Origin of the sequence: Streptomyces sp. WMMC500 (assembly GCF_027497195.1) — a bacterium.
Classification (GTDB): domain Bacteria; phylum Actinomycetota; class Actinomycetes; order Streptomycetales; family Streptomycetaceae; genus Streptomyces.
On record NZ_CP114905.1, the window covers coordinates 2790609 to 2804065 of the forward strand.

The window sequence follows — 13457 nt, forward strand, 5'->3', positions numbered from 1 at the left end:
CAGGCCGTGCGGCGGCGGAGGTGCGGGCCGGCCGTCAGACCATGCCCGGGTGGCCGCCGGTCAACTGGTCGACCGAACGTCCCCGGAGCGCGGCGCCGTCGGGGGCGTCGGGCGAGGTGCCGTCGTGGTAGCCGAAGGCGGTGACGAAGCTCGTCACCGGGCCGAGCGCGCACCCGACCGCGCCGGCGACCGTCAGCGCGATCAGCGGGGTGAAGAGCACCGGGACGACGCGGTCGGTCGGGGCGACGAAGTGCTCGTCGTGCTCCGCCGCGTTCTTCTGCGCCCAGACGGCGATGCGCGAGTCCGCGGCCGTGGGGGGCTGAAGGGTCATGGTCATGACCTCTCCTTTCGTCGGGAGACTCCGAAGCTAGGTCCGCCGGCGGGGCGCGGCATCCGGCCGATGCACCGTCTTGGCGGCCGGTACGGAGGAGTTCTGAGGATTGACGCGGCGCGCGGGTTCGGTTACGGGCGGGGGCGTCGCGCTCCGGTCCGGGTTTGTCAATCCCCCGTGGCCCGCCCGTGCGCGGCGGGCCCTCCGGCGAACTGCGGATGTGCGGGCCCGGGCGGCGGTCCTACGTTGCGGGGCACCAGGACGCCGAGCGGAAGGGGCGGGGCATGAGCGAGCCGACGCACGACGGGAGCACTGGCGAGGCCGGGAACAGCGGCAGAGCCGGGAGCGGCGGCGGGAAGGCAGCCGGGGAGGACGCGGCCGTACGGGCCGCGACCGGCACCCTGCTCTACGGCTTCGCGCTCTCCCGGATCACCGCCGCCTTCGTCCGCCTCGGCATCCCCGACGCGCTCGCCGGCGGCCCGCTGCCCGCCGACCGCCTCGCGCACGCCACCGGCACCCACGAGCCGTCCCTGCGCCGCCTGCTGCGCGCCGCGACCGCGCTGGGCCTGCTGACCGTACGGCCCGGCGGGTACTGCGAACTGACGCTGCTCGGCGAGCTGTTCCGCGACGACCCGCGGCTGCGCCGGCTCGCCGAGCTGTACGGCGACCCGGCGGTGTGGGAGGCGTACGGCGCGCTGGAGGACGCCGTACGCGACGGCGGCTCCGCCTTCGCGCACGCCCACGGCGCCGGTCTCTTCGCGGCCCTGGAGACGGACGGGCCGCTGGCAGCGCGGTTCACCGAGGCGATGGGCACGGTGACCGCCGCGCAGACCGCACCGGTGGTGTCGGGCTTCGACTTCGGCGGCGTCGGGCACCTCGTGGACGTCGGCGGCGGCGACGGCACGCTGCTCGCCGCGCTGCTGCGCGCGTACCCGCACCTGCGCGCCACCCTGCTGGAGCGGCCGGCCGCCCTCGCCGCCGCGCCGCGGGTGCTGCGGGCGGCGGGGGTGGCGGACCGGTGCACGCTGGTGGAGGGCGACTTCTTCGCCGCGGTCCCGGTGGGCGGGGGCGGCCCGGCCGACGCCTGTCTGCTGAAGAACGTCCTCCACAACTTCGGCGACGACGACTGCGTGCGCGTGCTGCGCGCCTGCCGGGCGGCGCTGCGGCCGGGCGGGCGGGTGCTCGTGCCCGCGCTGGTCCTGCCGGAGGCGGCGGACGCGGCCCGTACGCGGGCGGACGCGGAGGTGGCGATGGCGCTGAGCGACGTGGAGATGATGGTGCTGACGGCCGGCAGGGAGCGCACCCTCGCCGAGTACCGCGCGCTGTTCGCCCGCGCGGGTCTCGTGCTGCCGCCGCAGCCGCCCCCGGTTTTGCCCGGGCTGCCGCACCACCACATGCTGGAGGGGACGCGCGGGACGGACGACGAGACACAGGAGGCGCGCGATGCTGCTGCTGTACGACGGTGACTGCGGCTTCTGCACCGGGTGGGCCGACTTCGGGCGCCGGCGGTTCGCGCCCGAGGTGCGGATCGTGCCGTGGCAGTCGGTGGACCCGGCGGCGTACGGGGTGCCGGAGGAGCGGCTGCTGCGCGAGGTGGTGCTGGTCGAGGAGGCGGAGCAGGCGTCCGAAGGCCCCGGCGCGGGCTCCCGGCCGGGCGGCGCGATGGCCATCGCCGGCACCCTGCGCAGCGGCAACCGCGCCGGGCGGCTCCTGGGCCGCGCCCTCGCCGCGCGGCCCGTTCGCCGCCCCGCCGCCGCCTGCTACCGCCTGGTCTCCCGCAACCGCTACCGCCTGCGCTTCCCCTTCCTCCCCGCCCGCTCGGGCGCGAGCTGCGGCGTCGACCGCCCCTAGGGCACAGATCGCAGCCGACCAGGTTATTCAACCGAACGGTTGACCATATGCGACGACCGGGCTAGCGTTTATTCAACCGATCAGTTGAGGACGTGGAGATGACCTCGGTCCCCGAGCCCGAGCCCGACGAGCGGCTGTCCCTGGTGTTCTCCGCGCTGGCGGACCCGACCCGGCGCGACATCGTGGCCCGCCTCACCGCGGGCGACGCCACCGTGGGCGAGCTGGCCGAGCCGTACGACGTCAGCGTGCAGGCCGTCTCCAAGCACATCCGCGTGCTGGAGGACGCCGGCCTGGTCAGCCGCAGCCGGGACGCCCAGCGGCGGCCCTGCCACCTGGAGGCGGAGGTCTTCGACCTCATGACGAAGTGGATAGAGCGCTACCGGCGCGCGGCGGAGGACCGTTACCGCCGCCTGGACGCCGTCCTGGAGCGGATGGACGCCCGGGACGGGCCGCCGGTGACGAACCCCCGGAAAGAAGAGGCATCATGAGCACGACGCACACCCGCCACCGCAACGAGACCGGGATCACCGTCGACCCGGTCCTCCCCACCATCGTGGTCACCCGGGAGTTCGAGGCCCCGCCGGAGCGCGTGTTCCGCGCGCACACCGACCCCGACCTCGTCGCCCAGTGGCTCGGCCCGCGCGGGCTGACGATGACCATCGACCGGTACGACGCCCGCACCGCCGGCTCGTACCGCTACGTCCACGCCGACGAGGAGGGCAACGAGTACGCCTTCCACGGCGTGTTCCACGAGGTGCGCCCCGCCGAGCGCATCGTCCAGACCTTCACCTACGAGGGCATGCCCGACAGCGTCAGCCTGGAGACCGCCGTCTTCGAGGACCTCGGCGGGCGCACCCGGCTGACCGCCACCTCGCTGCTCGACTCCCTCGAGTCCCGCGACGGCATGATCTCCAGCGGCGCCGAGATCGGCATCCGCGAGGGGTACGAGCAGTTGGACGACCTGCTCGACGGCACCCGCGCGGCGGCCGAACACCGCCGGATCGCCGACGGGTTCACCGCGCGCGTCCGCGGCGTCCCCGCGGACGCGTGGGACAACCCGGCGCCGTGCGAGGGCTGGGTCGCCCGCGACGTCGTACGGCACCTCGTCGAGTGGGTCCCCGGCTTCCTGAAGGCGGGCGCCGGCATCGAACTGCCGAAGGGGCCCGCGGTGGACGACGACCCGGTGGCGGCCTGGCAGGTCCACAGCGACGCCGTGCAGGCCGTCCTGGACGACCCGGCCACGGCGGGCAGGACGCTGTCGCACCCGGAGACCGGCGACCTCCCGCTGGCCCAGGCGATCGACCGCTTCTACACCGCCGACGTCTTCATGCACACCTGGGATCTGGCCCGGGCCACCGGCCAGGACGAGCGGCTGGATCCGGCCAAGTGCGCCGCGCTGCTGGCGGGGATGCTGCCGATGGACGAGGTCCTGCGGGCCAGCGGCCACTACGGACCGCGCGTCGAGGTCCCGGAGAGCGCCGACGTGCAGACCCGCCTGCTGGCCTTCATCGGCCGCACGCCCTGAACCCGGCGGGCCCCGGCCGGCCCCGTTCCTGTCCCTGCCGCGCCGCCCGCGGCAGGGACAGGTCCGTGCAGTGCAGCGTATGCGCTGGTGAGCCGCGCGTCCGGGTCATGCCGCGGATTTGGCCGACACTTGACGGTCGCTTAACCCGCCGCCGCTAGGGGAAGTCAGGGGTCCCGGTCCGGAACCCGGGGCCGCCGTGATCGGATGGCGGCATGTCCCCCGAACCCCGTGCGCGGCTCGTCGCCTTCGGCGACGAGCTCGTCGCCATCCACCGCCGGCTCCGCGCCGAGCTGGCCCGGCTCCGTAGGGAAACCGACGACTACCTGGCCGGCGGCCCCCGGCCGCGCGACCTCAAGACCCACTGCCTGGCCTTCTGCGTCGCCCTGACCTCGCACCACACCGGCGAGGACCGCGGCGCGTTCCCCGCCCTCGCCGCGCGCCACCCCGGCCTGCGGCCGCTGATCGAGAAGATGGAGGAGGACCACGCCATGGTCAGCGGCCTGCTGCAGAGCCTGGAGCGGGTCCTCGACGAGGTGCCCGACGACCCGCACGAGCGGGACGCGGCGCGCGTGCGCGGCGAGTTGGAGGGGCTCGGCGCGATCGTGGAGTCGCACTTCCGCTTCGAGGAGCGGACGATCGTCGAGGCCCTGGACGCGCTGCCGGCCGAGGCGGGCAGCACCGAAGACCTGCTGGGGCTGCCGGGCACGGCGCGGGGCGGCGGGTAACGGGCGGGCGCCGGGCCGGAATCCGGTGGGTCAGGCGGCGCGGAAGGCGGCGGCGGCGTCCATCGACTCGATGCCGTAGGTGACGGAGCCGACCGGAGTGCCGCCCGCGACGTCGTGGATACGGGCCGCGGCGTCGGCGCCGAAGCCGCCGAAGACCTCGATCAGACCCACGTCCGCCTCCCGCGCCACCCGCTCCGCCGCCGCGAGGTCCGGCACCGCCACCGCGCGGAAGCCGAAGCCGCCCTCGCGCTCGACGACCAGCCGGTCCCGGCGCGGGTCCGCGCCCGGCAGCAGGATCAGGAACAGCTCCGACTGGTCCTGCCCCGCCAGGAACGTCAGATGGAACCGGGAGATCGCCGCCAGCGACTCGCTGCCGTAGCCGATCGCCCCGACCGGCACCCGGTCCCCGACCTCGGCGATCACCTTCGCCGCCCCCACGGGACCGAACCCGCCGCAGAGCTCGACCAGCCCGGCGCCCTCCGTCACCAGAGCGGCGATCGCGGGAGCCGCCTCCGCCTCGTCCGGCACGGCGAGCAGCGTCACGCGCCGCCCGCCGGCCTCGAAGACGGTCCTGGTCCCCTCGGGGGCGGCGTCGGGCTGCGGGAAGACCACGATCGACTCGGGCATGGTGTCGCTCCTCGGTGTCTGGGGGCGCGGGGTGCGCTCCGCGGGTACGGCAACGACGCTACGGAGCCGCGCTGACGGTCCGCTGACCGTCCGCTTACGATCGCCGGATGCGCTTCGGTGTGCTCGGGCCGCTCGCCGTCTGGACCGACACGGGGCAGGACGTCGCCGTGCCGGGCGCCAAGGTGCGCGCGCTGCTGGCGGACCTGCTGGTGCACCACGGACGGGCGGTGTCCGCGCAGACGCTGATCGAGGACCTGTGGGAGGGCACGCCGCCCGCGGGGGCCACGGGGGCGCTGCAGTCGAAGGTCGCCCAGTTGCGCCGCGCGCTGGAGCGGGCCGAGCCGGGCGGCCGGGCCCTGGTGGAGCGGGCCCCGCACGGCTACCGGCTGCGGGCGGAGCCGGACCGCGTGGACGCGGCCCGGTTCGCGGAGCTGGCGGCGGCGGGGCGGCACGGGGAGGCGCTGGCGCTGTGGCGGGGGCCGGCGTACGCGGGCTTCGCGGAGGCGCCGTTCGCGCGGGCGGCGGCGGAGCGGCTGGAGGAGCGGCGGGTCACGGCGTTCGAGGGGCTGGCGGAGGAGGCCGTGGCACGCGGCGCACACGGCGCGCTGGCCGACGAGCTGGCGGCGATGCTGGCGGCGCATCCGCTGCGCGAACGGCTGCACGCGGTACGGATCCGCGGGCTGTACCTCGACGGCCGGCAGGCGGAGGCGCTGGCCGCGTACCGGGAGATCAGGGACCGGCTGGCCCGGGAGCTGGGGGTGGACCCGGGTCCTGAGCTGACGGCGGTGCACGCGGCGGTGCTGCGGCAGGACCCGGCGCTGGCAGAGGGCGGGTCCCCGGGACCGGCGGAGCCCGCCGGACTCGCGCCGTCCGGCGGGCCCGTGCCGTACGCCGGGCTCGCCGCCCTCGTCGGCCGGGACGAGGCCGTCGCCGAGGTCCGGGCGCTGCTCCGGGCGCACCGGCTCGTCACGCTCACCGGCCCCGCCGGGGTCGGCAAGACGCGGCTGGCGCTGGAGGTGGCGGCGGCGGAGGGCGGCGCGCGGGTGGTGGAGTTGGCGGGTGTCGACGCCGCCGGGGCCCGGCGGGACCCGGCCGTCCTGGCCGAGCGGATCGCCGGGGCGCTCGGCGTACGCGGCGACCTGGGCCGCGCGCTCGGCACCCGTCGCCTGCTGCTCGTCCTCGACACCGTCGAGCACCTGGCCGTGCCGGCGGCCCGGCTGGTCGTGGCGCTGCTGGGCGCGGCCCCCGGGCTGCGGGTCCTGGCCACCGGGCGCGAGCCGCTGGCCGTGCCCGGCGAACGGCAGTGGCCCGTCGCGCCGCTGGCGGCGCGGGCGGCGGTGCGGCTCTTCCGCGAGCGGGTCGCCGACGCCGTGCCCGGCTTCACCGGGGACGACGCCGAGATCGCGGCCGTCTGCCGGCGCCTGGACGGCCTGCCGCTGGCGATCGAGCTGGCGGCGGCGCGGGTGCGCACGCTCGGCCTGCGCGAGGTCGCGGCCCGGCTCGACGACCGCTTCCGGCTGCTCGGCGCGGGCGCGCGCACGCTGCGCGCGGCGTTCGACTGGAGCTGGGAGCTGCTGGACGACGGCGAACGGGCGGTGCTGCGGCGGCTGTCGGTGTGCGCGGGCGGGTTCGACCTGGCGACGGCCGAGGCGGTCGCCGCGGGTCCGGGGGTCGCGCGCGGGGACGTGGCGGGGACGGTGGCGGCGCTGGCGGACCGCTCGCTGATCACCGTGGACGGGCCGGCGGCGGGCCGGTTCGGGCTGCTGGAGAGCGTGGCGGCGTACGCCCGGGAGCGGCTGGCGGACGCGGAGGAGGCGACGGCGTACGCGGCCCGCCACGCCCGGTACTTCACGCGCCTGGCGGAGCAGGCGGACGGCCGGCTCCGCGGTCCGGAGCAACGGGAGTGGCTGCGCCGCCTGGACGCGGAGACGCCGAACCTGCGGGCGGCGCTGGCGGGCTGCCTGGCACGGCACGAGGGCGGGGCGGCGCTGCGGCTGTGCGGGGCACTGGGCTGGTACTGGTTCCTCCGGGGCCGGTACCGGGAGGCCCACCGCGCCTTCGGCGCCGCGCTGGCGGCGACGGACCCGCCGGACGCGCCGGCCGGCGGGACCGGGGCGGGCGGTGCGACCCGTCCCGGGGCTCCGGACCTCCGGGACCGTCCGGCAGGCCCGGGCCGGGACGGCGCCGGCCCCGGCGCCCCCGCGGGCCCGGACGCGTCGCACGGCGGGGGGCACGAGCCCGGCCGGGACCGGCCGGAGGCAGACGGTCCCGCGTCCGCGGTCGCCGACGGTGGCTCCGGCCGTACCGGGGCGCTCGTGTGGCGGGCCGCGCTGGAGGCGTGGGAGCGCATGCCCGGGGGCGAGCCGCTCGGCGCCGCGCCGCCGTCGAGCACCTCCCGGCAGCGCTGGCTGCTCGGCTTCGCGCGCGCCGACGGCGGGGATCTGCCCGCCGCGGTGCGGGAAGTCGACCGCGCCCTCGCCGACTTCCGGCGGGCCGGCGACCGGTGGGGCGTCGCCGCGGCGCTCGGGGTGCTCGGCTGGGAGTCGTTGCGGCTGGGCGACACCGGTGCCGCCCGGCGCGAGGGCGAGGAGGCACGGGAGCTGTTCCGGGAGGCCGGGGACCTGTGGGGGCAGGCGCACGCGCTGCGGTTGCTCGGCGTGCTCGCCGAGGTCGGCGGCGACTACGAGCGCGCCGGCCGCCTGCACCGGGAGGGCCTTGCCGCCGCCGAGGAACTTCAGTTGTGGCCCGTCGTGGTGGAGGAGTTCTCCCAGCTCGGCCGGCTCGCCGCGCTCGCCGGGGCGTACGCCCGCGCCGACGCCCACTACGGCCGTGCCCTGCACGTCGCCCGCGAGCGGGGCTTCCACCACGGCGTCGTCCACGCCCGCGTCGGCCTCGGGACCTCCGCCCGCAGACAGGGCCGGCTCGACGCCGCCGAGGAACACCTGCACGCCGCCGAGCAGGCCCACCGCGCCGACGGATACCGCTCCGGACTCGCCTACGTCCTCGCCGAACTCGGCTTCGTCGCCGAGCAGCGCGGTGACGCCGACAAGGCCCGGGCCCACCACACGGAGAGCCTGGCGCTGGCCCGCGCCGCGTCCGACCCGCGGGCCGTGGCGCTGGCGACCGAAGGGCTGGCCGGGGCCGCGTCGCTGGCGGGCGACGGGGCCGGCGCCGCCCGCCTCCTCGCCGAGGCCGCCCGGATCCGCCCCCTGCCGCCGGCGGAACGCACCGACGTCGACCGCATCGCGGCCCGTATCGCGGAGGCCCCCGGCCCGTAGGACGCCCGCGTCCCCGGGACATGGCGGCGACCGCCGGGACGCCCGCGTGCTACGTCAGCCGCACCGTGCTCCTCACACCGGCCCCGGCGCCCGGAGCGTCGCCCACACCAGGTACCCCGCCCCCGAAGGCTCCGTCCCCCACGCCTCGCTCAGGGCCGCCACCAGACCCAGCCCCCGCCCGCACTCGTCCTCCGGCCCGGCGAACGTCCGGATCGGGACGGCGAACGAGCCGCCCTGGTCCCGCACCTCCACCCGCACCCCCGGCGCCCGCAGCGCCAGCCGGCAGACGATCCTGCCGCCGTCGGCGTACAGCACGGCGTTGGTCACCAGCTCGGAGACCACCACCTGCGCGGCGCCGCACACGTCGTCGCATAACCGCCAGCGGCCGAGCACCCGCCTGGCGTGCGCGCGCGCCTCGGCCGCCGCCTCGGCCCGCGCCACCAGCTCGAAGCTCTCGCCGTGCGCCGCGTGGTCGAAGTCCGCCGTGGCGCCGAGCGCGCGGTGGGATGAGGAGGCCATGGCCGGGTGCCTTCCGTACGTCCGTCGAGGGGGCCACGGCCTCCGACCGCCCGGAGCTTCGTGCGCGGCGGGCGTCGGCCGTGTGAACGGCGTCACACGGCAACTATGCGTGGGCGCGGCACAGATCGCAAGCGCCGTTTTGCAGACTGCACGCGCGGGAATGCATAACGCTGCGAGCGATCCCACCGGCGTGACAGACTGCGCAGCGGCAAATCCGGCGAGAACGCCCCGAGTTGGCCGGGGAGGTGCGGTCCCATGGCGCGAGCGGGCTCCGAGGCGGGCACGGCGGGCGCATCCGGCCAGTCGGCCCCCACGGCCGGCCAGCTCGTGCTGGGCCGCCGCCTGCAGCACCTGCGCGAGACCGCCGGGTTCACCCCCGAGCAGGCCGCCAGGGCGCTACGCGTCAACGCGACCAGTGTCCGGCGCATGGAGAAGGCCGAAGTCGGCCTGAAGTACGCGTCCGTGGAGAAGCTGCTGCGCACCTACGGGCTGCCGCAGGAGGACATCGAGTCCTTCCTCGACCTCGTCGAGGAGGCCAACAAGCCCGGCTGGTGGCACCGGTTCCGCGACGTCCTGCCGGAGAACTTCGGCCTGTACGTGAGCCTGGAGTCGGCGGCCACCCTCATCCGCGCGTACGAGCCGCACTGCGTGCCCGGCCTGCTCCAGACCGAGGACTACGCCCGCGCCCTGCTGTCCGCGGGACACCTTCCGCTGGCCGCCGGGGAGCGCGAACGCCGTGTCGCCCTGCGCATGCGGCGCCAGGGGCTGCTCATACGCGAGCCGAAGCCGCTGCGGCTGTGGGCCATCGTCGACGAGGCGGCCCTGCGCCGCACCGTGGGCGGGCCGCAGACGATGCGCGCGCAGCTCGACCGGCTGGTGGAGACCGCCCGGATGCCGAACGTCACCCTCCAGGTGCTCCCGTTCGACACCGGCCCGCACCCGGCCATGTACGGCCCGCTGCACCTGCTGCGCTTCCCCGCCCCGGAGCTGGGCGACTTCGGCTACAGCGAGAGCCTGACAGGACCCGCCTACGTGGAGGACACCGCGCTGGTCTCCCAGTGCCTGGAAGCCCTCAACCGGATATCCACGCAGGCACCGCCGGCACATCAGACCGAGAACATCATCGCCAACATCCGGAAGGAAGTATGAGGATGACGCACACGCCCGGCACCGACGACGCCGACCGCACCGGCACACCGGCGGGAGGGCAGGTGTACAACGGCATGCCCGCGCGCGACCTCGGCACCGACGGCTGGGACAAGCCGTGGAGCGGCCCCAACGGCGACGCATGCGTCGAGGCGAAGCGGCTCGCGGACGGCCGCGTGGCGCTGCGCCAGAGCACCGCGGCCGGCGGCCCCGCGCTGATCTACACCGCCGCGGAGATGCGCGCGTTCATCGAGGGGATCAAGAACGGGGACGCGGACTTCCTGCTCTCCTGAGCGGGCCCCGGCCGCCGACCCACGCGCGTCCCGTACGCCGCCCCCCACCGCCGAGCGCCGGCGCGACCGAAACGGACCGACCACGTGACCGACGAGACCGCACACCCCGCCCACGTCGACCAGACCCGGGCGCACCCCGCCCGCATCTACGACTACATCCTGGGCGGGCACGACAACTACGAGGTGGACCACAACGCGGCGCGGCAAGTGCTCTCCGTCTGGCCCCAGGCCCGTACCGCCGCCCGCGTCAACCGCGCGTTCATGCGCCGCGCGACGCACTGGCTGGCCGCCGAGGCCGGCATCGACCAGTTCCTCGACATCGGCACCGGCATACCCACGGAACCGAACCTCCACCAGGTCGCCCAGGACGTGAACCCGGCCGCGCGGGTCGTCTACACCGACAACGACCCGCTGGTGCTGCGGTACGCCGAGGCGCTGATGACCAGCACCCCGCAGGGCCGCACCGCCTATCTGCACGCGGACGTCACCGCGCCGCACACGATCCTGGAAGCCGCCGAGTTACGGAGCACGCTGGATCTCGACCGGCCGGTCGCGCTCTCCTGCAACGCGCTGTTCCACTTCATCCCGGACCGCGACGCGCCCCACGACATCATGGAGACGCTGCTCAAGCCGCTGGCACCGGGCAGTTTCCTGGCGCTGTCGCACGGCACGACCGACTTCGACCCGGAACAGATCGGCCACGTCCAGGACATCTACCACCGGCAGGGCATCCCGCTGACCGCGCGCCCGAAGGGCTCGATAGAGCCGTTCTTCGCGGGTCTCGATCTGGTCGCCCCCGGGCTGGTCGCGCCGCACCGCTGGAAGCCGGACGGGGATCCGCCGGCCGACGCCGAGGCGGCGGCGCTGGACGCGGAGGTGTCCCAGTACGCGGCGGTGGCGCGGAAGGTGTAGGGGGGTGCGGCGGGCTCAGCCTGCCTGCCGCACCTCGTCGTACGGGCCGAGGAAGGCGAACGCGCCGTCGCGCACCTCATAGAGGAAGAGGGATCCCGACAGCTCCGGTTGGTGTGTCCGGTCCTGCGCGAAACGCAGGTCCTTGACCACGCCGCGGTACGCGTCGCGGAACAGCTCCTGCGCGAGGGCCCCGCGCTCGACGGTGTCGTCCACCGCGGTCCGCTTGAGCCGGGCGACCGCCGCCGCGACCAGGCCCACCGCGTCGTACGCCTCGGGCGCCCAGCGCGACGGCGCGGTGCCGTACGCGTCCCGGTAGGCGGCGGCGAAGTCCCCCGCCGCGGCGGGGTCGGTGAACGGGGTGGCGCACAGCCAGCCTTCGGCCGCGGCGGCACCGGCCGCCGACAGGAACGCGGGCCCCAGCGTCTGCCACGTGCCGCCCCGCGGGCCGGTGAAGTCCGCGGCTTTCAGGGCGCGGGCGCACCGGGCGGCGTTCGCCGGGGACCCGCCGGCGTAGAGGACCGCCTGGGGGTCCTGGGAGAGCGCGGAGCCGACGGCGGCGGCGATGCCGTCCTCGGTGCCGTGGACGGTGACGCTGCCGCCGCCCGGCGGGTTGTCGTTCACGGCCTGGGCGAACTCCCAGGCCGCGTCGCTCTCGTCGCGGACGACGGCGGTCCGGGTGACGGAGCCGACGTTGCTCAGGTAGACGAGGAAGGCCGCGGGCAGCAGTTCCTCGGCCGCCCGGGTGACGGCGAGCGTCTCCGCGTCGGCCTCCGGGACACCGGTGCCGTCGAGGTTGACGAGCACGGCGCCGAGCCGGGCGGCGCGGTACACGCCCGCGGCTGCCCGGGCGGCGGCGTCGGTGGTCGGGCCGATGACGGCCCGTACGGCGGCGTCGTCCGCGAACCGCCGGGCGACGCGGGCGGCGCCCTCCCGGTCGCCGCCGTCGTCGGCGACCTCCAGCGCGAGGCGGAAGCCGGCGTCGTCGCGGGCGTTGTGCCGGTCGACGGCCAGCCGTGCGGCGCGCTCGTGGGCCCGGCCGGTGTCCTTCCCGGGGCCGCTGAGGTCGGCGTGCAGCCCGAGGGTGTGCACGGGAGGGGTGCCCGCGCCCGACGTGCCGCCGCGGCTGAGCCCGTACGCGAGCAGCCCGGCCCCCGCGATCCCCGCGGCCGCGGTCCCGGCGGCGAGGAACCGCCGCCGGGTGGGGCGGGCCGGAGGCCGGCCGGCCGGACCGGGCGCCGGCTCCTCGGAGGAGGTGGCGGGGGCGTCCCCGATGGGGGCGGGGATGTCGAGCGCCCGGGCGGAGCGCTCCGCGACGATCCGCACCACCGCGGGCGGCAGCCAGCTCGCGGCATCCACCACGGTGGCGTCCGGCGGGGTGTCCGCCCTCGCCGCCTCCGGCCCCGGCTCCGGCTCATCCACCGGCCGCGCGGCCGACAGCACCGCCGACAGACCCGCCGCCAACTCCGCCGCCGCCGGCCGCTCCTCCGGCGTCTTCCGCAGGCACCGCTCCACCCACCCCCGCAGCGCGCCCTCCGGCACCCCGGACAGGTCCGGGGGCTCGTGGACCGTGCGGAAGAGCACCGCCGCCGGGTTGCCCGTGCCGAAGGGACGGCGGGCCGACGCCGCGTACGCCAGCACGCAGCCGAGCGCGAACACGTCCGCGGGCGGGCCCACGTCGCCCGTGCCCGTGCGGGCCTGCTCCGGGGCGAGGTAGCCCGGGGAGCCGATCACCACGTCGCTCTCGGTCAGCGCCGTGGCTCCCGCCACCCGGGCGATGCCGAAGTCGATGAGCCGGGGGCCGTCGAGGGTGAGCAGGACGTTGCCGGGCTTGACGTCCCGGTGGACGAGCCCCGCGCGATGGACGTCGGCGAGCGTCCCGGCCAGGTACGCGCCGAGCCGCAGGACCGCACGCTCCGGCCACGGCCCGTACCCGTCCACCGTCTCCGTCAGCGTGGGACCCGGCACGAACTCCGTGGCCAGCCAGGGCTCCCGGGCCTCCGCGTCGGCGGCGACGACCGGCACCAGCCAGCGCCCCCGCAGCCGGCCCGCCGCCGTCACCTCGCGCCGGAAGCGGGCGCGGAAGCCCGGGTCGGCGGCGTGCTCGGCGCGGATCACCTTCAGGGCGACCAGCGCACCGCCGGGCGTCCTGGCGAGGTAGACCACGCCCATGCCGCCGGCGCCGAGCCGCGCCAGCAGCCGGTGGCCGCCGAGGGTCCCGGGGTCGTCGGGGGTCAGCGCGCGCACGGCACG

13 protein-coding genes are annotated in these 13457 nt (G+C 76.7%); 9 read left to right on the plus strand and 4 right to left on the minus strand.

Features of this window, described 5'->3' with window-relative positions:
* Nucleotides 1-34: 34 nt before the first annotated feature.
* The gene (locus O7599_RS11455) at nucleotides 35-337 is read right to left on the minus strand and encodes a hypothetical protein (RefSeq protein WP_281622036.1); all 303 of its coding nucleotides are present in this window, start codon (nucleotides 335-337) and stop codon (nucleotides 35-37) included.
* Between the two features lie 278 nt (nucleotides 338-615).
* Here O7599_RS11455 and O7599_RS11460 point away from each other — a divergent pair, with 278 nt between their 5' ends.
* The 5 genes from O7599_RS11460 to O7599_RS11480 all read left to right on the plus strand — a co-directional run bounded on the left by O7599_RS11460 (nucleotide 616) and on the right by O7599_RS11480 (nucleotide 4432).
* Nucleotides 616-1797, plus strand: a complete 1182-nt coding sequence (locus tag O7599_RS11460; protein ID WP_281622037.1) for a methyltransferase — start codon at nucleotides 616-618, stop codon at nucleotides 1795-1797.
* Entirely contained in the window at nucleotides 1775-2182 is a 408-nt protein-coding gene (locus O7599_RS11465) for a DCC1-like thiol-disulfide oxidoreductase family protein (RefSeq protein ID WP_281622038.1), read from the plus strand. The genes O7599_RS11460 and O7599_RS11465 overlap by 23 nt, the downstream gene beginning before the upstream one ends.
* A 98-nt stretch (nucleotides 2183-2280) precedes the next feature.
* Complete coding sequence (locus tag O7599_RS11470; protein WP_281622039.1) at nucleotides 2281-2670, plus strand: metalloregulator ArsR/SmtB family transcription factor; 390 nt, start codon at nucleotides 2281-2283, stop codon at nucleotides 2668-2670.
* Entirely contained in the window at nucleotides 2667-3707 is a 1041-nt protein-coding gene (locus O7599_RS11475; RefSeq protein WP_281622040.1) for a TIGR03086 family metal-binding protein, read from the plus strand. The genes O7599_RS11470 and O7599_RS11475 overlap by 4 nt, the downstream gene beginning before the upstream one ends.
* A 212-nt stretch (nucleotides 3708-3919) precedes the next feature.
* The gene (locus O7599_RS11480) at nucleotides 3920-4432 is read left to right on the plus strand and encodes a hemerythrin domain-containing protein (RefSeq protein ID WP_281622041.1); all 513 of its coding nucleotides are present in this window, start codon (nucleotides 3920-3922) and stop codon (nucleotides 4430-4432) included.
* A gap of 30 nt (nucleotides 4433-4462) precedes the next feature.
* On the opposite strand, the gene O7599_RS11485 is transcribed toward O7599_RS11480, so the two are convergent.
* A complete protein-coding gene (locus tag O7599_RS11485; RefSeq protein WP_281622042.1) occupies nucleotides 4463-5059 on the minus strand; it encodes a DUF6506 family protein in 597 nt (198 codons plus the stop codon).
* Nucleotides 5060-5166: 107 nt separating this feature from the next.
* On the opposite strand from O7599_RS11485, the gene O7599_RS11490 reads away from it, so the two are divergent.
* Nucleotides 5167-8337, plus strand: coding sequence for a BTAD domain-containing putative transcriptional regulator (locus O7599_RS11490; RefSeq protein ID WP_281622043.1), 3171 nt, complete (start codon nucleotides 5167-5169; stop codon nucleotides 8335-8337).
* Between the two features lie 72 nt (nucleotides 8338-8409).
* Here the strand turns inward: O7599_RS11490 and O7599_RS11495 are convergent, their stop codons facing one another.
* Nucleotides 8410-8856, minus strand: a complete 447-nt coding sequence (locus tag O7599_RS11495; RefSeq protein WP_281622044.1) for an ATP-binding protein — start codon at nucleotides 8854-8856, stop codon at nucleotides 8410-8412.
* A 255-nt stretch (nucleotides 8857-9111) separates the two neighbouring features.
* Between O7599_RS11495 and O7599_RS11500 the strand changes: the two genes are divergently transcribed.
* The 3 genes from O7599_RS11500 (at nucleotide 9112) to O7599_RS11510 (ending at nucleotide 11207) form a co-directional block, all read left to right on the plus strand.
* Entirely contained in the window at nucleotides 9112-10005 is an 894-nt protein-coding gene (locus O7599_RS11500) for a helix-turn-helix transcriptional regulator (protein ID WP_281622045.1), read from the plus strand.
* The gene (locus O7599_RS11505; RefSeq protein ID WP_281622046.1) at nucleotides 10002-10295 is read left to right on the plus strand and encodes a DUF397 domain-containing protein; all 294 of its coding nucleotides are present in this window, start codon (nucleotides 10002-10004) and stop codon (nucleotides 10293-10295) included. Before O7599_RS11500 ends, O7599_RS11505 begins: the two co-directional genes overlap by 4 nt.
* An 84-nt stretch (nucleotides 10296-10379) precedes the next feature.
* Nucleotides 10380-11207, plus strand: coding sequence for an SAM-dependent methyltransferase (locus tag O7599_RS11510; protein WP_281622047.1), 828 nt, complete (start codon nucleotides 10380-10382; stop codon nucleotides 11205-11207).
* A gap of 15 nt (nucleotides 11208-11222) precedes the next feature.
* Here O7599_RS11510 and O7599_RS11515 read toward each other — a convergent pair whose 3' ends face one another.
* Nucleotides 11223-13451: a bifunctional serine/threonine-protein kinase/ABC transporter substrate-binding protein gene (locus O7599_RS11515; protein WP_281622048.1), complete on the minus strand. Its 2229-nt coding sequence runs from the start codon at nucleotides 13449-13451 to the stop codon at nucleotides 11223-11225.
* Nucleotides 13452-13457 lie beyond the last annotated feature (6 nt).

What these genes read in the sequence shown, in the direction of transcription:
- O7599_RS11495 (WP_281622044.1), bottom strand. Translation starts at nt 8,856, where the DNA reads ATGGCCTCCTCATCCCACCGCGCGCTCGGCGCCACGGCGGACTTCGAC.
- O7599_RS11455 (WP_281622036.1), bottom strand. Translation starts at nt 337, where the DNA reads ATGACCATGACCCTTCAGCCCCCCACGGCCGCGGACTCGCGCATCGCC.
- O7599_RS11505 (WP_281622046.1), top strand. Translation starts at nt 10,002, where the DNA reads ATGAGGATGACGCACACGCCCGGCACCGACGACGCCGACCGCACCGGC.
- O7599_RS11475 (WP_281622040.1), top strand. Translation starts at nt 2,667, where the DNA reads ATGAGCACGACGCACACCCGCCACCGCAACGAGACCGGGATCACCGTC.
- O7599_RS11465 (WP_281622038.1), top strand. Translation starts at nt 1,775, where the DNA reads ATGCTGCTGCTGTACGACGGTGACTGCGGCTTCTGCACCGGGTGGGCC.
- O7599_RS11480 (WP_281622041.1), top strand. Translation starts at nt 3,920, where the DNA reads ATGTCCCCCGAACCCCGTGCGCGGCTCGTCGCCTTCGGCGACGAGCTC.
- O7599_RS11490 (WP_281622043.1), top strand. Translation starts at nt 5,167, where the DNA reads ATGCGCTTCGGTGTGCTCGGGCCGCTCGCCGTCTGGACCGACACGGGG.
- O7599_RS11485 (WP_281622042.1), bottom strand. Translation starts at nt 5,059, where the DNA reads ATGCCCGAGTCGATCGTGGTCTTCCCGCAGCCCGACGCCGCCCCCGAG.
- O7599_RS11500 (WP_281622045.1), top strand. Translation starts at nt 9,112, where the DNA reads ATGGCGCGAGCGGGCTCCGAGGCGGGCACGGCGGGCGCATCCGGCCAG.
- O7599_RS11470 (WP_281622039.1), top strand. Translation starts at nt 2,281, where the DNA reads ATGACCTCGGTCCCCGAGCCCGAGCCCGACGAGCGGCTGTCCCTGGTG.
- O7599_RS11460 (WP_281622037.1), top strand. Translation starts at nt 616, where the DNA reads ATGAGCGAGCCGACGCACGACGGGAGCACTGGCGAGGCCGGGAACAGC.